Raw genomic sequence first — 16638 nt, 5'->3', positions numbered from 1 at the left:
TTTCGCAGACCTCGGAACACCAGGCCCCCGCCCCCGGGGGCCTTTTTCTTTGCTCGCATCGGTCACTCCCCCTTGGGGAGGCTTGCGAGCCGCTCCACCAGAGCCTCCACGTCGCCCGCGGGGATCACGGTCCGGCGTCCGATCTTCACGCGCCGGAGCTGGCCTTCCTTGAGGAGCTTGAAGAGCATCACCTTGCCGATCCCGAGGGAACGGGCGGCCTCTTCGACAGTGAGGGCCGCGCGGGGCGCGGCGGGTTGTGCCTTGGGTTCGTTGCCCATCTGGGGCCTCCTATCTTGGCGAAGAGTAGGAGGCCCCCGCACATGGGGCGTTCTCATTGGATGAGAACGCACGGACGCCATACGAATACAGGCGAATTGCCCAGAGCTTCTCGATTATTGGTGTGGCTTTAACCGCACAAAGAAGTGCCACGAATTCCAATTAATGAAAGCGAATTTCGATGCTCCTAGGTGTTCTCATCAAACTGGAACACTCTCCGCCTGCCTCACGGTTTGTCGAGGTGCGATGGGATCTCTATTGGGCCATCGCCTCGGCCAAGACCGCACGGGCTTGGCTCACCTGCGCCATCAGCAGCTCGGCATCAGCGAGAGCTAGGCCCTCACCATCTGCCTTCACATTCAGGGCCTTGAGGGTGGCTTTCTCATCCACCACCTCATCCAGCAGGAAGCACCCCAGCCGCTCCGCTGTGCGCAGGAAATCATCGGCCCGGTTCACCGCGTCTTGCAGGTTCAGGTAAGCCACTCGCTGGGGCGCCTGCCCCGGGGCCTCGTGAGTCAGGGGCTCCACCTGTATCCCCACGCGGATCTGGTCCTGCTGAGTGTTCGGCATCGAGAATCCTTCCGGTTGGGCGGGCCCAGGGCCCGCGTGTTGGGTGAACGTTGAATTGCGGATCAGGCCCCGGTCTTGATGCGTAGGCCGGCCACGTTCCCGGCCTGGTGGATGCCCAGCTTTGGGGCGAGCTTTCGGATGGAATCTTTCACCGCGGATGGGGCCAGGTGCCCGTAGTGCTTTTCCACCATCCGCGTGTCCACATGCCCCAGCACTTCTGCCACGTAGGCAAGCGGTATGCCCGCGTTGATCAGAGCAGAGGCGTAGGAGTGCCGCAGCTGGTGGAACCCCATGGGCTCGATCCCCGCGGCCTCGCAGGCCAGTCTCATGGGGCGGTTCTGGTCCGAGGTCTTCCAGGCCCGATGGATCTTCGGCAAGACCTCGTGCGTCTCGGGATTCACCCGGCGCATGTCCGGGAACCCCTCCCGAGTGAACACCAGGTCACTCCCCTTGAGGCCAGCCACGGCTTCGGCCAGGAAGGCGGCCCCCTCCTCCGTGAGGACCACGTGCCGCCCCTTCCCGGTCTTCCCGGGCCGGATGAAGAGGGTCCCATTCTCCGGGGCGAAGTCCTGGGCCTCCACGCGGGCCAGCTCACTGTATCGGCCCCCCGTGAAGAGTCCTCCCTGAACCAGCTTCCGGAAGTCAGGCTCGCAGGCGTTGACCAGGCGCACCTGTTCCTCGATGGTCAGATACCGCACCCGCGGGGCGTCTGCCTTGCCGAACGGCTTGACCTCACGCCAGGCATCGCCCGGGCAGGACACCCGGCGCTTTCGTTTCGCAAGATTCAAGGCGCTCTTGAGGACCGTGAGCACCCGGTTTGCCGATACCTTCCGCTTCCGCTTCTCTTCTTCGCTCGAAGGTTTCGGCCCGAAGGTGGGCTTTGTGCTCGTCTTCCTACCCCGGACGTGGGGGGCGGCCTCGGCCAGGGCCTCGTGCCATCGCTCGATTCGGGCCTGAGAGAGCTTCACCACGGGCAGAGCACCAAGGGCCGGGAGGATATGCAGTCTGGCCGCGGATTCCATTCGGTCCGTCCGCTTCACCCCGCGGCGCAGACAGTCCCGCCGATAGGCTTCCATGGCATCGGCCACCGTGTAGGGCCCGGAGCTCGGGGCATCCTCCCCGATGGCTTGCCGGGCTGTGGTGAACCACTCCCGAGCCTTCGCCTGGGCCTGGGAGTAGTCCAGGATGTGGGCACCGTCCGCGTCCGAGTAGTCGTCCGCGGTTCCCAGGGCGCACTTCTTCCGGGCCCCGGTCCCACTCTCCCGGATCTTCGCTCGCCAGGTCCCGGCCACCCCGGAGCTGGCCCGGTAGTAGCCCAGGAACTCGCCCGGGGCGAGCCTCATCCAGTAGGGCTCCTCACGTGGCGGGCACTTCGAGAGGCGGGCCGTGCGCGTGTCCAACTTGCCGCTGCGCTGGGTCCTGGCCATGGGTTCCCCCCTCAGAACTTCACGGGGCAATCATGGGGCAAAAGTGTGTGCGAAGGTAGATAAATTTGAATGAAGGCAAGAAGCTCACCGATGCTGTATCCATGCGGTTCTAGACATTCACTGGCATTCGCAAAAGTGTCTGCCCTTTTTCTCTCACAGCGTAAACAGGGGTTCGATTCCCCTTGGGACTACCAAATGGCCCGGCGCAAGCCGGGCCTTTCTCATGTCCCAAGGGGAATCGAAGTCACGGATGGCGCGCAGGTAGGGCCAGACCCGGGCAGCCCGAGGGGCTGTCCGGGCCGGTCCGCCACAGGCGGAGGCCCGTGCGCAGCCAGCCGTGCGGCCGGAGCGTCACCCCGGAGGCGCGGCCGCAGGGGTGATGCGGAGGGATTCCCCTTGGGACTACCAACGAGGCCCGGCACATGCCGGGCCTTCTTCTTGTCCGGCGCTATCCTGAAGGCATGGCCGCCCCTGTTCCTGTTCCCCCGTCGGCACCCAAGGCCGCGCGCCTCGCCTGCTCCTGGACCTGCCTGGGCCACTGCCCGACCTGCCAGGCCCGGGCCATGGAAGGGGTCAGCTCCGGATCAGGTGGGTCACACGCATCGGATCGTGCCTGAAGTAGTCCTGATCCGGCCAACCGTCGACGACGACCCGCCGGCAGGCCTGGGCGATGGTCTCCACGCTCTGGCGCTCGTTGTTGAACACGGCGTCGTACCAGCGGGAGGACGTGACGTCCGCGTGGAGGCATTCACTGATGAACTTCTCCCGCAGTTTCGACTGCTTCCGGACCAGTTTCTCCGCCTCCTCCAGGGGAATGTCCAGGCGGCGAGCGATGGTCGAGATGCGGAAATCCAAGCCGGCCTCCAGACGGAAATGGAAGCAGTTCTTCAGGTCCTGGCAGGCCACGGCTCCGCCCCGGCCGACGATGATGGCGCTGCCGACCATGGCGATCTGGACGAGGTGCTTCACGACCTTGGCGTAGGCGTCATCGTGGGTGAGGTGGCCGAAGTGGGTCCGGAGGACATCCTGCGCGTGGCTCTCGTCCCCCAGATGGCCCAGGAGTTGGCGGGACAGGTTCTCATCGGAGGCCACCTGATCCACCAGCGCCTTGTCGAACAGGTTCCAGGGCTGGCCGGAGGCCTCCTCCAGCAGCACCTTGAGCCGCTGGGCCAGCGCGTAGCCCTCGCACCCGTACTGCCTGGAGATGGTCACGGACGGATGGGCCTGGGGCCGGTGGGCCTGCTCGAAGCGCTCCCGGAGACGCATCCAGCCGGCTTCGCGCTGCTCGATGCTCGGGATGAGGGAATCGAAGCTCTTGGGCATGGAACCTCCGGCTTCTGAAGGGCCAGATCCGGGGCCTACGCCCGGAAGGTACGGCCTCCACGGGCGATGGCAAGGTCCCCGCGCGCTGATATTTCGGGAACCGCCCGGTTCCAGAGCCCCCTGGGAGGGCCGGCTCGCATCTCCCCATCGCCTGTGGTTCGATGGAACATGCGCTTCCGTGGATACTGGCTCCTTCCCCTGGCCTTGGCCGGAACGATCTTCTGGCTGAGTGCGCAGAGGCACTACCCGGGCGGGATCGAGCTGCCCTCGCCGCTGGACAAGGTCGCCCATGCCTCGGTGTACGCGATGCTGGCCCTGGCCTTGGACCGGACGCTGCGCCACACTGCCACCGGCCTGCCCCTCTACCGCCGGCACCTGTGGATCCTGGCCGCCGTCGCCCTCTACGGCGCCTCCGACGAGCTGCACCAGTTCTTCGTCCCCGGCCGCTCCTGCGAGTTCGGCGACTGGCTGGCGGACTGCTTCGGCGGCGGCCTGGGCCTGACCCTGGGCTCCCTCCACCTGCTGTTCACCCGGCGCCTGGGAGCCCTCTCCTGGCGCCGCGGCGCGCCGCGCAGGCCGGACCCCGCCCGGGATCTCATCCTCGTCGCAGACCCCCACTGGAACGCCACGCTCACCGGCCTGGAGACGGCCACCGCGGCCCATCCGGAGGCCGACTGGCTCTTCCTGGGCGACGTCTTCGACGTCTGGGTGGGCTTCCCGGGCATGGAAACGGAGGTGCAACGAACCTTCCTCGCCTGGGTGGACGCCCGCCGCGCCGCGGGTCGCTGGGTGGGCCTATGGATGGGCAACCGCGAGTACTTCTTGGACCGCCACGCCGCGCGCTTCAACCTCATGGGCGAGGGCATCGGCGGGGCGCTGGAGGACGAGGCCCTGGCCTGGGAGCACGGCGACCTCATCAACACCGCGGACCGCCAGTACCGGCTGTGGAACCTGGTGTCGCGTTCCGGCGCCCTGTGGCTGCTGTTCCGCCTGATGCCCGCGGGCACGGCCCGGAAGGTGTCCGCCTGGATGGAGCGGAAGCTTCGCACCACCAACGCCGCCTACAAGCTCACCTTCCCCCGTGAGTCCTTCCGCGCCGCCGCCCAGGTCCATCCCGGCGCCACCTTCCTCACCGGCCACTTCCACACCCACGAGGTGGAAGCCAACGGCATCGCCCTGCCCTGGGCCCATGAGGGGCGGTTCATGGTGCGGCGGGGCGGGAAGGTCGAGGCGTTGTAGGTTCGACGGAACTGCGCCTAAAGACTAAAGATCACCACCAAGACACCAAGAACTGCGAAAGGCAAAACAGGCCTTTCTCGGTGCCTTGGTGTCTTGGTGGTTTCTTCTTTTTTCTTCGAATCTTGGATGGGTCAGAGCTCCAGCAGATCTGCGACCTCGCGCCGCAGCTCGGGGATGCCCGTGCCCTTGCCCGCGCTCACCCAGGCGATGTCGCCGGCATGCAGGCCCAGGTCCGCGGCCACGTCCTTGCGCTGTTTCAGGGCCTTGCTGGGCTTCACCTGGTCGGCCTTGGTGGCCACGATGCGGAGGGGCAGGCCCTCGGCGCGGAGCCACTCGATCATCTGGTGATCCAGCTTGGTGGGGCCCACCTCGGCGTCCACCAGCACGAAGACCATGCGCAGCGTGGCCCGGCCCGTGAGGTAGCCCTCGATCATCTTCTGCCACGTGGCGCGCTCGGCGGCGGGGCCGGTGGCGAAGCCGTAGCCCGGCAGGTCCACGATCCAGCGGTCCGGCCCCGTGAGGAACACGTTGATGAGCCGCGTGCGGCCTGGCGTTTTGGATACCCGCGCCAGCTGCTTCTGGTTGGCCAGGGCGTTCAGCAGCGAGGACTTCCCCACGTTGCTGCGCCCCACGAAGGCCACCTCCGCGTGGCAGACGCCCAGCGTCCGCGCGTCGGAGGCGGAGGTGACGAAACGGGCATCGGTGAGGGGCTGGGCCATGGGACCTCGGGTGGCTACGACGAAGGTCGAGGCAAATTCAAGATTAGCGCCCTTCCAGGCCGTCCGCAGTCTGGAGTCCGGACTGCCTCTACACCGTCACCAGGCTCGTGGGCGCCGGCTGGTCGAAGGCGATGCGGCCGTGGTCGAGGCCGATGACGCGCTTCCTCATGCGCTGGATGAGGCTGCGGTCGTGGGTGGCCACGACGACGGTGGTGCCCTGGCCGTTGATGCGCTCGAAGAGGGCCATGATCTCCTGGGCGAGGTCGGGGTCCAGGTTGCCCGTGGGCTCGTCCGCCAGCAGCACCAGGGGGTCGTTCACCAGGGCGCGCGCGATGGCCACGCGCTGCTGCTCGCCGCCGGAGAGCTGGAGCGGGTAGCTGCTGAGCTTGTGCTGGAGGCCCACCATCTTGAGCGCCCGGAAGGTGCGCTGCTTCTGCTCCGCGGCGCTGACGCCCAGCACCCGCAGGACGAAGGCCACGTTCTCGAAGATGGTGCGGGTCCGGATGAGCTTGAAGTCCTGGAACACCACACCCAGCTTCCGGCGCAGCAGGGGGATCTCCTTCTCGGGCATGGCGGAAAGGCGGTGCCCCGCCAGCTGGATCTCGCCGCTGCTGGGCACCTGCTCGCGGAAGAGCAGCTTCAGCAGCGTGGACTTCCCCGCACCGCTGGGTCCCGTGAGGAAGATGAACTCGCCCGAGTCGATGGCGAAGCTCACATCCGACAGGGCGGTGTGGATGCGGTCGTACTGCTTGCCGACGTGGGTGAGAGTGATCATGAAAAAAACCTAACCGCGAATGGCGCGAATGCACGCGAATACATGTCATTCATATTCGCGCAAATTCGCGCCATTCGCGGTTCCAGTCTTCAGATCTGTTCCACCAGCCTGGCCACGCCCTGGCCGCCCGATTTGCTTGCGGGCCGGGCCCCCCTGGGGTGAAATCACCTATGTCCAACCCCACGGCCATCTTCCTCATCTCCTGCCCGGACCAGAAGGGCATCGTGGCGCGCCTGGCCGGCTTCGTGTACCAGCACGGCGGCAACATCGTCGACTCGGACCACCACTCGGACCTGCAGGCCGGGCGCTTCCTGGGCCGCATCGAGCTGGAGGTCGAGGGCCTGGACCTGGACCGGGCCGGGCTCCGGAAGGGGTTCGCGGACATCGCCGATCCCATGGGCGGCCATTGGGAACTCCACTTCTCGGACGTGGTCCCCCGGATCGCCCTCTGGTGCAGCAAACAGGAGCACTGCCTCCTGGACCTCCTCTGGCGCCACCAAGCCGGCGAGCTGGGGGCGGAGATCGCCCTCGTGCTCAGCAACCACGCCACGCTGAAGCGCCACGTCGAGCCGCTGGGCATCCCCTTCCACGTGGTCCCCATCACCCGCGAGACCCGGGAGGCCGCCGAGGCCCAGGAGCTGGCCCTGCTGCGTTCCGAAGGCGTGGACCTGGTGATCCTCGCCAAGTACATGCAGGTCCTCAGCCCTGCCTTCCTGGAGGCCTTCCCCTCCGTCATCAACATCCACCACAGCTTCCTGCCTGCCTTCGCCGGGGCCCAGCCCTATCACCAGGCCCACGCCCGGGGCGTGAAGCTCATCGGTGCCACGGCCCACTACGTCACGCCGGACCTCGACTCGGGCCCGATCATCGACCAGGACGTGGTCCGCGTCAGCCACCGCGACACGGTCGAGGACCTGGTCCGCAAGGGCCGGGACATGGAGCGCCTGGCCCTCTCGCGGGCCGTGCGGCTCCACCTCCAGCACCGGGTGCTGACCTACGGGAACAAGACGGTGGTGTTCGAGTAGCTCTCGGCCTACAGCCGCTCCACCAGCATGGCCACGCCCTGGCCGCCGCCGACGCAGAGGGCGGCGAGGCCGAGCTTCTTGTTCTCGTCCTGCAGCAGGTGCAGCAGGGTGACGAGGATGCGGGTGCCGCTGGCGCCGATGGGGTGGCCGATGGCGATGGCGCCGCCGCGCAGGTTCACCTTGGCGGGGTCGAGCTCGGGCAGCTCCGCCAGCACGCCGAGGCTCTGGGCGGCGAAGGCCTCGTTCAGCTCGAAGAGATCGATGTCGGCCAACTTCACGCCGGTCTTCGCCAGCAGCTTCTGGATGGCGGGCACGGGGCCCAGGCCCATGGTGGCGGGATCCACGCCGGCCTGGGCGAAGCCGAGGATGCGGGCGATGGGCTTGTGCGCCTTGGCGGCAGCCTCGGAGGCCAGCACCAGGGCGCCGGCGCCGTCGTTGATGCCGCTGGCGTTGCCGGCGGTGACGGTGCCGTCCTTCTTGAAGGCGGGCTTCAGCTTCGCGAGGCCCTCGGCGGAGGCGTCGGCCTTGATGTACTCGTCGCGGTTGAAGAGGACGTCGCCCTTCTTACCCGCCAGGGTGACCGTGAACACCTCGCGGTCAAAGGCGCCCGCGGCCTGGGCGGCGGCGGCCTTCTGCTGGCTGGCGAGGGAGAATGCGTCCTGGGCTTCGCGGGTGATACCGTGCTTGGCGGCCACGTTCTCGGCGGTGATGCCCATGTGGGTGTCGCCGTGGCCGCACCAGAGACCGTCCTGGATCATGCTGTCGATGAGCTGGGCGTTCCCCATGCGGGCGCCCCAGCGGGCGGCGGGCAGCAGGTAGGGCGCGTTGGACATGCTCTCGGTGCCACCGGCCACTACCAGGTCCGCGTCGCCCATGGCGATGGACTGGGCGCCCAGGGCGATGGCCTTGAGGCCCGAGCCGCACACCTGGTTGGGCGTGTGGGCAGGGGTCGAGAAGGGCAGGCCCGCCTTGAGGGCCGCCAGCCGGGCGACGTTCTGCCCGCTGCCAGCCTGGAGCACGTTGCCCATCACCACGTCGCCCACGGCCTCGGACGCCACGCCGGCCCGCTTCAGGGCCTCGGTGATCGCCAGGGCACCCATCTGCACGGCGTTCAGCGGCTTCAGGCCGCCTCCGAAGGAACCGACGGCGGTGCGGGTCGCAGACAGGATGTAGGTGGACATGGCGGACTCCGGAGGATCCCCACAGGGTATCGCGAAGCCGCGCCCGCCAGGACCCGGCGGTCTCCGGGCAGCCTCAGAGCGTCTTCAGGATGGCCTGGCGCTTCTCCTGGTATTCGACCTCGGAGATCAGGTTCTCATCCCGCAGGCGCTTCAGCGCCTTGAGGCGCTGGTACTGAAGGTCGTAGAAATCCTGATCCGGCTTCGCGGCCGCGGACGCGGTCGCCTGAGGAGCCGATGCCGCCGATCCGGGTGCCAGCGCCGAGGCGGGTGTGGGTGCCAGTGTGGTGGCCGCTGGCGCCACGGGCGCGAGCGGAAGGGCCAGCCAGTCGGACCGGAGGTTCGTGGCGCCCTCGGCCTTGAGGGACACGGCGGTGCCCGCCGTCCGCGACCCGTAGGCGAAGGTGGGCAGCGTGCGGTCGGCGGAATAGCGGTCCATGAAGTCGAGCCGGGCATCGTGCACGATCAGGTTGAGGGCCCCCGCCTTCACGAAGAGCCGCGCCGTCACGGCCAGGGCGGGATCCATGAAGTGCCCGCCCCGCCGCTGGGTGCTCAGCAGGACCAGGTCCTCCGACGGCCGGGCGGCGGCGAGGGCCTCCTCCAGGGCCTTGGCGAGCGCGGCGGCCTCCTTGGGCTCGAAGAGGGGCGTGTCGGCCCCATCCACCTGCGCCACCACGGCGCCCAGGGCCTTCTGCAGCACGGCCTGGGAGACCTGGGCCGGATGGCCGTTGGCGACGGCCCCCGCCTCGGCCGGGACCCGGCTCACCCAGGTGAAGTTGGCCAGCTTCCACTGGGTCCGGCCCTCATCGAGAGCGCTGGCGGAGGCTCCCGGAAACAGCACCGCCGCCAGGGCCAGCGTCCGGATCACTTCGCTGCTGCATCGCATGATTCCTCCTGGGATGTCGGTTCGAGACCTGCTCCGGAAGCATAGCCGCAAAGGCCGGCCCTACCGGGGTTCCCGGGTGGCCTGGAGGGACGCCTTGGCGGCTTCCATGCGCGTGATGGCCGCGGGCCCCTTGCGCAGGGCCAGGGCCACGGTGAGCACGTCGATGATGGCCAGGTGGACGAGCCGGGCCACCATGGGCGCGTAGACCTCGGGGTTCTCCTGCACGTCCGCGGGCAGCAGCAGGTCCGCGGCCTCCGCCAGGGGCGTGCCCGAGCGCGTGAGGGCGATGACCGTGGCGCCGGATTTCCGCGCCAGGGCGACGACCTCCAGCAGGTTCCGGGTGCGGCCCGAGTTGGAGATGGCCAGCACCACCGCGTCGGCGGGCAGCAGGGCCGCGGCCACGCGCTGCATCTGGGAATCCGCGCAGGCCACGGTGGGCGTGCCCATGCGGAACAGCTTCATCTGGGCGTCCTGGGCGGTGACGGCGGAGTTGCCCAGGCCATAGCACTCGATGCGGCTGGCCCGGTCGAGGGCCTCCACGGCCCGGGCGAGCCGCTCGGGCCGTAGGGCGTCGCGTCCCCTCGCCAGGCCCGCCAGCGCGCTGTCGAAGACCTTCGAGATCAGGCGGTCCATGCCGTCGCCGGCGGCCAGGCGGTCGTGGACGAAGGGGATGCCGGCGCCCAGATCGCCCGCGAGCTTCAGCTTGAAGCCGGGCAGGCCCGGGAACCTGAGGCGGCGGCAGAACCGGATGACCGTGGGTTGGCTCACGTCGGCCAGGGCGGCGATCCGCGAGATGGGGGCGGAGACCACCTCCACCGGATGGTTGAGCACCAGGTCCGCCACGCGCCGCTCCGAGGGCGGCAGCTCCGGCAGGAGGGCCTGGATGCGTGTGAGGAGGCTCATGGCGCCCAGCATACCGAGACCGGCACCGCGGTCTGGCGCAGGATGGCCCGCACAGGCAGGTCCTCCACCGGCCCCTCCTCCAGCGCCCGCTCCAGCACCCGGCGCTTGGCCGGGCCGGAGATCATCAGCACGAGGTCGCGGGTGTCCAGCAGGGCGCGCAGGGAGAGGCTGAGGCGCGGGTGGGGCGCGTGGGGGGGATGCACGGCCAGTGCCGCGGCCTCCGTGGTCAGGCCCTCGGTCAGCTCCGCGGCCCCCGGGAACAGCGAGGCGATGTGCCCGTCCTCGCCCATGCCGAGGATCACCCGACTGAAGGGCCGGGGCAGCTCCGCCAAGGCGGCGCTGGCTTTGGATGCGCCTTGTTCCGGCGTCGCGTCGCCGGTGAACAGGGGCACCAGCTGGGCCGCGGCGGCGGCGCCCTGCAGGAGGTGGTCCCGCACCAAGGCCTCGTTGCTATCGGGATGATCCGCCGGCACCCACCGCTCGTCGGCCAGCGTGACCGTCACGCGCTCCCAAGGGAGAACCTGCCTGGCCAGGGCCTGGAAGAGGGGTACGGGGCTGCGCCCGCCGGACACCACCAGGACGGCCCGCTCCCGGCGTGCGAGGTCCTCCTTCAAGCGCCGGGCCACGTCCTGGGCCAGCGACGCGATGAGCCTGGCCTGGTCGGGATACTCACGCAGGCTGCACACCTAGTCCTCCTCGGACCAGGCCAGGCCATCGCGGGAAAGCAGGGCGCTGGAGGCCGCGGGGCCCCAGCTCCCGGCGGTGTAGGACTTGGGCCGGTCCTCGCTGGCGGCCCAGCTGTCGAGGATGGGCTCCACCCAGCGCCAAGCCGCCTCCTGCTCGTCGCGGCGCACGAAGAGCGTGAGGCGGCCGCGGATGGCGTCCAGCAGCAGCCGCTCGTAGGCCTCCAGGCGCCGCGCGCGGAAGGACTCGGCGAAGTCGAGGTTGAGGTTCACCGGATGCAGAGCCATGGCGTCGCCGGGCTGCTTGGCCACCAGGTAGAGGCGCATGCTCTCGTCCGGCTGCATGCGGATGACGAGGCGATTCGCCCGGGTGCCGTGGGCGGCCTCGCCGAAGATGAAGTGGGGCACCTGGCGGAAGTTGATGACGATCTCCGCCAGCTTCTCGGGCATGCGCTTGCCGGTGCGGAGGAAAAAGGGCACGCCGGCCCAGCGCCAGGTGTCGATCTCCGCCTTCGCGGCCACGAAGGTCTCCGTGCGGCTCTCCGGGGCCACGCCCGGCTCCTCCACGTAGCCGGCCACGGGCCGCCCCCCCACGGCGCCGGCCTTGTACTGGCCCCGCACGGTCTTCGCGGCCACGTCCTGGGGCGTGAAGGCGCGCAGGGAGCGCAGCACCTTGAGCTTTTCGTCGCGCACCGCGTCGGGATCGCTGGCCGTGGGCGGCTCCATGGCCACGATGCAGAGCAGCTGGAGCAGGTGGTTCTGCAGCATGTCCCGCAGGGCGCCGGTGCCCTCGTAGAAGTCGCCCCGGCCCTCCACGCCCAGCTGCTCGGCCACGGTGATCTGCACGTCCTGCACCCACTCCCGGCGCCAGAGCGGCTCGAAGAGCACGTTGGCGAAGCGCAGGGCCAGCAGGTTCTGCACCGGCTCCTTGCCGAGGTAGTGGTCGATGCGGAAGATCTGGCGCTCGGTGAAGTGCCGGCCCACGGCGTCGTTGATCTCGCGGGAGGACTCCAGGTCATGGCCCAGGGGCTTCTCCACCACCACACGCGAGTGCGGCGAGATGAGGCCCGCCCCGCCCAGGTGGGCGGAGATGGCCGCGAAGAAGTCCGGCGACGTGGAGTAGTAGAAGACGCGGATGCGGTCGGGGTGCTGGCCCAGCGCGGCGCCCAGCGGCCCGTAGCTGTCCTCGGACTGGACGTCCATGGGGAAGTAGCTGATGCGCTCCGCGAAGGAGGTCCAGGTGGCGGCGTCGTAGTCGGCACCCAGGAAGGGCTTGCAGCTGGTCTCGGCCAGCTCCAGGAAGGCCTCCCGGGTGAGCGACCGGCGCGCCGCGGCGAGGATGCGGGAACCCGGGCTCACGGTTCCCGCCTTCACCTGCTGGTAGAGCGCGGGCAACAGCTTGCGCATGGCCAGGTCGCCGGTCCCGCCGAACAGCACCATGTCGAAATCGGGCAGGGTTCTCATGGGATCTCCGGATGTAGAAATACTACGACTTTTTTTCATGCAACCGGTTACAAAAAGTAATAATGTTACACACACCCGACCCACCGGGACTCCGGGAAGGAACCTCCCCATGGCCCTGAACGCCCATGTCTCCGCCCTCACGGATCGCATCCGCCAGCGCAGCCGCGCCGGCCGGGAGGCCTACCTGGCCCAGCTCCGGGAGACCGGGGCGGCCCGTCCGCACCGCTGCGACGTCTCCTGCGCCAACCTGGCCCACACCTTCGCCGCCGCCGGCGCCGACAAAGCCGCGCTGAAGGAGGGCCGCGAACCGAACCTGGGCATCGTCACCGCCTACAACGACATGCTCTCGGCCCACCAGCCGCTGGGGGCCTTCCCCGCCTGGATCAAGGAGGCCGCCCGCGCCGCAGGCGCCACGGCCCAGGTGGCCGGCGGCGTGCCGGCCATGTGCGACGGCATCACCCAGGGCCAGCCGGGCATGGAGCTGTCCCTCTTCTCCCGGGACGTCATCGCCATGGCCACGGCGGTGGCGCTCTCCCACAGAGTCTTCGACGCGGCCCTCTGCCTGGGCGTCTGCGACAAGATCGTGCCGGGCCTGCTCATCGGGGCCCTCCAGTTCGGGCACCTGCCCGTGGTCTTCGTGCCCGGCGGCCCCATGCCCAGCGGCCTCTCCAACGAGGAGAAGGCCAAGGTCCGCCAGAGGTACCAGGCCGGGAAGGCCACGCGGGAGGAGCTGCTGGCCGCCGAGGGCGCCGCCTACTGGGCGCCCGGCACCTGCACCTTCTACGGCACCGCCAACAGCAACCAGATGCTCATGGAAGTGATGGGCCTGCACCTGCCTGGCGCCTCCTTCGTGCCCACGGGCACGCCCCTGCGGGAGGCGCTCACGCGCCGCGCCGCCGCCCGCGCCGCCGCCCTGGTGGAAGGGAGCGCCGAGTACACGCCCCTGGGCCTGGTGATCGACGAGCGTGCCATCGTGAACGGCATGGTGGGCCTGCTGGCCACGGGCGGCTCCACCAACCACACCCTGCACCTGGTGGCCATCGCGCGGGCCGCGGGCATCGTCATCGACTGGAGCGACTTCGACGAGCTTTCCGCCCACGTGCCCCTGCTGGTTCGGGCCTACCCCAACGGCCAGGCGGACGTGAACGCCTTCCACCGCGCCGGGGGCATGGGCTTCCTCATCCGGGAGCTGCTGGACGCGGGCCTGCTGCACGGCAACGTGCTGACCGTGGCAGGACCGGGCCTGCGGCCCTACACCCAGGCTCCGCAGCTGGAGAACGGCGAGCTGGTCTGGCGGGACGCCCCAGCGGAGAGCGGCGACGAGTCGGTGCTGCGGCCCATGGCGCGGCCCTTCGACCCCAACGGCGGCCTGCGCCTGCTCACGGGCAACCTGGGGCGCTCTGTCATCAAGGTCTCGGCGGTGAAGCCCGAGCATCGCCACGTGGTGGCGCCTGCCCGGGTCTTCGACAGCCAGGAGGCCCTGCAGGCCGCCTACAAGGCCGGAAGCCTCACCGGGGACCTCGTGGCCGTGGTGCGCTTCCAGGGTCCCCGGGCCAATGGCATGCCCGAGCTCCACCAGCTCACGCCCACCCTGGCCAACCTCCAGGACCAGGGCTTCCACGTGGCCCTGGTCACCGACGGCCGCATGTCCGGCGCCTCCGGCAAGGTGCCTGCGGCCATCCACGTCTCCCCCGAGGCCCTGGCCGGCGGCCCCCTGGCGAAGGTGCGCGACGGCGACCTCATCGAGCTGGACGCCGAGCAGGGACGGCTGGAGGTGAAGGTGGACCCCGCCGAATGGGCCGCGCGCCCGCTGGCCGCGCTTCCGGCCCGCCACGACCACGGCACCGGCCGCGAGCTGTTCGGCCTCTTCCGCGCCCACGCCACCGAGGCCGAGGCCGGGGCCACCTCCTTCGGCGAGGCCTTCGACCGGAGCCGGCCATGACGACCTCCCTCGAGACCATCCTCCGCGCCGCGCCGGTGATGCCGGTCATCGCCCTGGACCGCCTGGACCAGGGCCTGCCCCTGGCCGCGGCCCTGCTGGAGGGCGGCATCCCCACCCTGGAGATCACCCTGCGCACCCCCGTGGCCCTGGAGGCCATCCGGCAGATCCGCCGGGCCTTCCCCCAGGCCCACGTGGGCGCCGGCACCGTGACCACACCCGAGGCGCTGCGACAGGTGGCCGAGGCGGGCGCCGCCTTCGCCGTGAGCCCCGGCCTCACCCGCCCCCTGCTGGAGGCGGCGGCCGGATCGGGCCTGCCCCTGCTGCCGGGGGTGATGACGCCCACGGAGGTGATGGCCGCCGTGGACGCGGGCTTCCGCTTCCTCAAGCTCTTCCCCGCCGAGCCGGCGGGCGGCATCCCCATGCTCAAGGCCCTGGCCGGCCCCTTCCGGGACCTCGCCTTCTGTCCCACCGGCGGCATCAGCCCCGCCACCGCCGCCGCCTACCTCGCGCAGCCGAACGTGGTCTGCGTGGGCGGCTCCTGGCTCGCGCCGAAAGCATTGATGGATGCCGGCGACTGGGCCGCCATCACCGCACTGGCCCGCGCCGCCGCGGCGCTCCGCTGACCTCTTTACTCAGGAGCTTTTCATGACCCTCAAGATCGGCATCAACGGGTTCGGCCGCATCGGCCGCATGGTGTTCCGCGCCGCCGCGCAGGACTTCCCGGACCTAGAGGTGGTCGCCATCAACGACCTGCTGGAGCCCGACTACCTCGGCTACCTGCTGCGCTACGACTCGGTGCACGGCCGCTTCCGGGGCAAGATCTCCCTCGAGGACGGACACCTGGTGGTGGACGGCCGGAAGATCCGCCTCACCGCCGAGAAGGACCCGGCGGCGCTCCGCTGGAACGAGGCGGGCGTGGACGTGGTGGTGGAATCCACCGGCCTCTTCCTCACGGAGGAACTGGCCTCGAAGCACCTGGCCGCCGGGGCCAAGAAGGTGGTGCTCTCCGCGCCCAGCAAGGACGCCACGCCCATGTTCGTCTACGGCGTGAACCACGACACCTACGCCGGACAGGCCATCGTCTCCAACGCCTCCTGCACCACCAACTGCCTGGCGCCCCTGGCCAAGGTGCTGAACGACACCTTCGGCATCAAGCGCGGCCTCATGACCACCGTGCATGCCGCCACCGCCTCCCAGCGCACCGTGGACGGCCTCAGCCACCGCGACTGGCGCGGGGGCCGGGGCATCCTGGAGAACATCATCCCCAGCAGCACCGGCGCGGCGAAGGCCGTGGGCAAGGTGATCCCCGAGCTGAACAAGAAGCTCACGGGCGTGTCCTTCCGCGTGCCCACCTCGGATGTCTCCGTGGTGGACCTCACCGCCGAACTGAAGACGGAGACCACGTACGAGGCCATCTGCGCCGCCATGAAGGCCGCCTCCGAGGGCCCCATGAAGGGGATCCTGGGCTACACGGACCGGAAGGTGGTCTCCACGGACTTCCGCGGCGAGAGCTGCACCTCCGTCTTCGACGCCGACGCCGGCATGGCCTTGGACGGCACCTTCGTCAAGCTCGTGGCCTGGTACGACAACGAGTGGGGCTACTCCAGCAAGCTCCTGGAAATGGTGCGGGTGATCGGGAAGTAGGACGGTCCCCGGCCCAACTTGGGCCTGGGAGGAGGTCGCCGGTCCGCCATACTGCTTGCCTGGATTCTGATTCGAGGTCCCCATGCGCTGGTCCCCCGCCGCCCCCCTCTTCGCTCTCGCCGTCGCCGCGATGGTCGGATGCGCCAAGCCCGACCTGGACTTCGGCAAGCTCAGGCTCGGGATGGACAGGAAGGAAGTCATCGCCCGGGCCGGGCAGCCCTCCCGGACGTCCATGGTCAACGGCTTCGAGCTGTTCGAGTACGAGGCCTACGACCGCTACGGCGCCCTCAAGGTCAACGAGCGGTCCTCCTTCGTGCGCTTCGCCAACGGCCGGGTTGATGCGCTCGGGACCCGGGAGGAGGTGGACCCCGCCAAGGTCCCGGCCGGCAGACCCGCCGCGGAACCGAAGCTCGGCGCTGGCGCGGAGGCGGCTCCCGCGGCACCCGCCTTCGACCTCAGGACCGAGCTGGAGAAGCTGGAGAAGCTCAAGAAGGACGGGCTCATCTCGGAGACCGAGTTCAAGGACCTGCGCCAGCGCCTCCTGGAGAAGGCGAAGGCCCAGTAGGCGCGAGCCGTTCCACCTG

Annotated in this window: 17 protein-coding genes; 6 read left to right on the top strand and 11 right to left on the bottom strand. The window is 69.5% G+C overall.

Going from position 1 to position 16638, the window contains the following annotated elements; all coding sequences use genetic code 11:
* Positions 1–62: 62 nt before the first annotated feature.
* The 4 genes from MLE64_RS10290 to MLE64_RS10275 form a co-directional block, all read right to left on the bottom strand.
* The gene (locus MLE64_RS10290) at positions 63–278 is read right to left on the bottom strand and encodes a helix-turn-helix domain-containing protein (RefSeq protein WP_243317642.1); all 216 of its coding nucleotides are present in this window, start codon (positions 276–278) and stop codon (positions 63–65) included.
* 253 nt (positions 279–531) lie between these two features.
* Entirely contained in the window at positions 532–846 is a 315-nt protein-coding gene (locus MLE64_RS10285) for a hypothetical protein (protein WP_243317641.1), read from the bottom strand.
* 62 nt (positions 847–908) lie between these two features.
* Positions 909–2273, bottom strand: a complete 1365-nt coding sequence (locus MLE64_RS10280; protein WP_243317640.1) for a tyrosine-type recombinase/integrase — start codon at positions 2271–2273, stop codon at positions 909–911.
* A 573-nt stretch (positions 2274–2846) separates the two neighbouring features.
* Positions 2847–3596: a cytidylate kinase-like family protein gene (locus MLE64_RS10275; RefSeq protein WP_243317639.1), complete on the bottom strand. Its 750-nt coding sequence runs from the start codon at positions 3594–3596 to the stop codon at positions 2847–2849.
* A 168-nt stretch (positions 3597–3764) separates the two neighbouring features.
* Between MLE64_RS10275 and MLE64_RS10270 the strand changes: the two genes are divergently transcribed.
* Positions 3765–4835 (top strand): VanZ family protein, encoded by a 1071-nt coding sequence (locus tag MLE64_RS10270; protein WP_243317638.1) that lies wholly within the window; start codon positions 3765–3767, stop codon positions 4833–4835.
* 131 nt (positions 4836–4966) lie between these two features.
* On the opposite strand, the gene yihA is transcribed toward MLE64_RS10270, so the two are convergent.
* Together yihA and ftsE are read right to left on the bottom strand one after the other, a co-directional pair.
* Positions 4967–5554, bottom strand: coding sequence for a ribosome biogenesis GTP-binding protein YihA/YsxC (gene yihA, locus MLE64_RS10265; RefSeq protein WP_243317637.1), 588 nt, complete (start codon positions 5552–5554; stop codon positions 4967–4969).
* Positions 5555–5642: 88 nt separating this feature from the next.
* Positions 5643–6329 carry a cell division ATP-binding protein FtsE gene (gene ftsE / locus MLE64_RS10260; protein WP_243317636.1) on the bottom strand — a complete coding sequence of 229 codons (687 nt, stop codon included), beginning with the start codon at positions 6327–6329 and terminating at the stop codon, positions 5643–5645.
* Positions 6330–6499: 170 nt separating this feature from the next.
* On the opposite strand from ftsE, the gene purU reads away from it, so the two are divergent.
* Complete coding sequence (gene purU / locus MLE64_RS10255; protein WP_243317635.1) at positions 6500–7354, top strand: formyltetrahydrofolate deformylase; 855 nt, start codon at positions 6500–6502, stop codon at positions 7352–7354.
* An 8-nt stretch (positions 7355–7362) separates the two neighbouring features.
* Here purU and MLE64_RS10250 read toward each other — a convergent pair whose 3' ends face one another.
* The 5 genes from MLE64_RS10250 to zwf form a co-directional block, all read right to left on the bottom strand.
* A complete protein-coding gene (locus MLE64_RS10250; protein ID WP_243317634.1) occupies positions 7363–8535 on the bottom strand; it encodes an acetyl-CoA C-acetyltransferase in 1173 nt (390 codons plus the stop codon).
* A gap of 73 nt (positions 8536–8608) precedes the next feature.
* Positions 8609–9418 (bottom strand): SHOCT domain-containing protein, encoded by an 810-nt coding sequence (locus MLE64_RS10245; protein WP_243317633.1) that lies wholly within the window; start codon positions 9416–9418, stop codon positions 8609–8611.
* 60 nt (positions 9419–9478) lie between these two features.
* On the bottom strand, positions 9479–10321 hold the full coding sequence (locus MLE64_RS10240; protein ID WP_243317632.1) for an SIS domain-containing protein: 843 nt from the start codon (positions 10319–10321) through the stop codon (positions 9479–9481).
* Complete coding sequence (pgl, locus tag MLE64_RS10235) at positions 10318–11007, bottom strand: 6-phosphogluconolactonase (protein WP_243317631.1); 690 nt, start codon at positions 11005–11007, stop codon at positions 10318–10320. The genes MLE64_RS10240 and pgl overlap by 4 nt, the downstream gene beginning before the upstream one ends.
* Complete coding sequence (zwf, locus tag MLE64_RS10230) at positions 11008–12468, bottom strand: glucose-6-phosphate dehydrogenase (protein ID WP_243317630.1); 1461 nt, start codon at positions 12466–12468, stop codon at positions 11008–11010.
* A gap of 109 nt (positions 12469–12577) precedes the next feature.
* On the opposite strand from zwf, the gene edd reads away from it, so the two are divergent.
* The 4 genes from edd to MLE64_RS10210 all read left to right on the top strand — a co-directional run bounded on the left by edd (position 12578) and on the right by MLE64_RS10210 (position 16619).
* The gene (gene edd, locus MLE64_RS10225) at positions 12578–14410 is read left to right on the top strand and encodes a phosphogluconate dehydratase (RefSeq protein WP_243317629.1); all 1833 of its coding nucleotides are present in this window, start codon (positions 12578–12580) and stop codon (positions 14408–14410) included.
* On the top strand, positions 14407–15033 hold the full coding sequence (locus MLE64_RS10220; RefSeq protein ID WP_243317628.1) for a bifunctional 4-hydroxy-2-oxoglutarate aldolase/2-dehydro-3-deoxy-phosphogluconate aldolase: 627 nt from the start codon (positions 14407–14409) through the stop codon (positions 15031–15033). The genes edd and MLE64_RS10220 overlap by 4 nt, the downstream gene beginning before the upstream one ends.
* Positions 15034–15055: 22 nt before the next feature.
* Positions 15056–16054, top strand: coding sequence for a type I glyceraldehyde-3-phosphate dehydrogenase (gap, locus tag MLE64_RS10215; protein ID WP_243317627.1), 999 nt, complete (start codon positions 15056–15058; stop codon positions 16052–16054).
* Between the two features lie 82 nt (positions 16055–16136).
* On the top strand, positions 16137–16619 hold the full coding sequence (locus tag MLE64_RS10210; RefSeq protein ID WP_243317626.1) for a hypothetical protein: 483 nt from the start codon (positions 16137–16139) through the stop codon (positions 16617–16619).
* Positions 16620–16638 lie beyond the last annotated feature (19 nt).

The sequence above is a fragment of the Geothrix paludis genome (assembly GCF_022808815.1).
Lineage (GTDB): Bacteria > Acidobacteriota > Holophagae > Holophagales > Holophagaceae > Geothrix > Geothrix paludis.
Note: the sequence above shows the minus strand (reverse complement) of the source record. Positions and strands in the feature narration are given on the sequence as shown.

What these genes read in the sequence shown, in the direction of transcription:
- ftsE (WP_243317636.1), bottom strand. Translation starts at nt 6,329, where the DNA reads ATGATCACTCTCACCCACGTCGGCAAGCAGTACGACCGCATCCACACC.
- MLE64_RS10285 (WP_243317641.1), bottom strand. Translation starts at nt 846, where the DNA reads ATGCCGAACACTCAGCAGGACCAGATCCGCGTGGGGATACAGGTGGAG.
- gap (WP_243317627.1), top strand. Translation starts at nt 15,056, where the DNA reads ATGACCCTCAAGATCGGCATCAACGGGTTCGGCCGCATCGGCCGCATG.
- MLE64_RS10270 (WP_243317638.1), top strand. Translation starts at nt 3,765, where the DNA reads ATGCGCTTCCGTGGATACTGGCTCCTTCCCCTGGCCTTGGCCGGAACG.
- zwf (WP_243317630.1), bottom strand. Translation starts at nt 12,468, where the DNA reads ATGAGAACCCTGCCCGATTTCGACATGGTGCTGTTCGGCGGGACCGGC.
- MLE64_RS10250 (WP_243317634.1), bottom strand. Translation starts at nt 8,535, where the DNA reads ATGTCCACCTACATCCTGTCTGCGACCCGCACCGCCGTCGGTTCCTTC.
- purU (WP_243317635.1), top strand. Translation starts at nt 6,500, where the DNA reads ATGTCCAACCCCACGGCCATCTTCCTCATCTCCTGCCCGGACCAGAAG.
- MLE64_RS10210 (WP_243317626.1), top strand. Translation starts at nt 16,137, where the DNA reads ATGCGCTGGTCCCCCGCCGCCCCCCTCTTCGCTCTCGCCGTCGCCGCG.
- MLE64_RS10275 (WP_243317639.1), bottom strand. Translation starts at nt 3,596, where the DNA reads ATGCCCAAGAGCTTCGATTCCCTCATCCCGAGCATCGAGCAGCGCGAA.
- MLE64_RS10290 (WP_243317642.1), bottom strand. Translation starts at nt 278, where the DNA reads ATGGGCAACGAACCCAAGGCACAACCCGCCGCGCCCCGCGCGGCCCTC.
- edd (WP_243317629.1), top strand. Translation starts at nt 12,578, where the DNA reads ATGGCCCTGAACGCCCATGTCTCCGCCCTCACGGATCGCATCCGCCAG.
- yihA (WP_243317637.1), bottom strand. Translation starts at nt 5,554, where the DNA reads ATGGCCCAGCCCCTCACCGATGCCCGTTTCGTCACCTCCGCCTCCGAC.
- MLE64_RS10245 (WP_243317633.1), bottom strand. Translation starts at nt 9,418, where the DNA reads ATGCGATGCAGCAGCGAAGTGATCCGGACGCTGGCCCTGGCGGCGGTG.
- MLE64_RS10220 (WP_243317628.1), top strand. Translation starts at nt 14,407, where the DNA reads ATGACGACCTCCCTCGAGACCATCCTCCGCGCCGCGCCGGTGATGCCG.
- MLE64_RS10280 (WP_243317640.1), bottom strand. Translation starts at nt 2,273, where the DNA reads ATGGCCAGGACCCAGCGCAGCGGCAAGTTGGACACGCGCACGGCCCGC.
- MLE64_RS10240 (WP_243317632.1), bottom strand. Translation starts at nt 10,321, where the DNA reads ATGAGCCTCCTCACACGCATCCAGGCCCTCCTGCCGGAGCTGCCGCCC.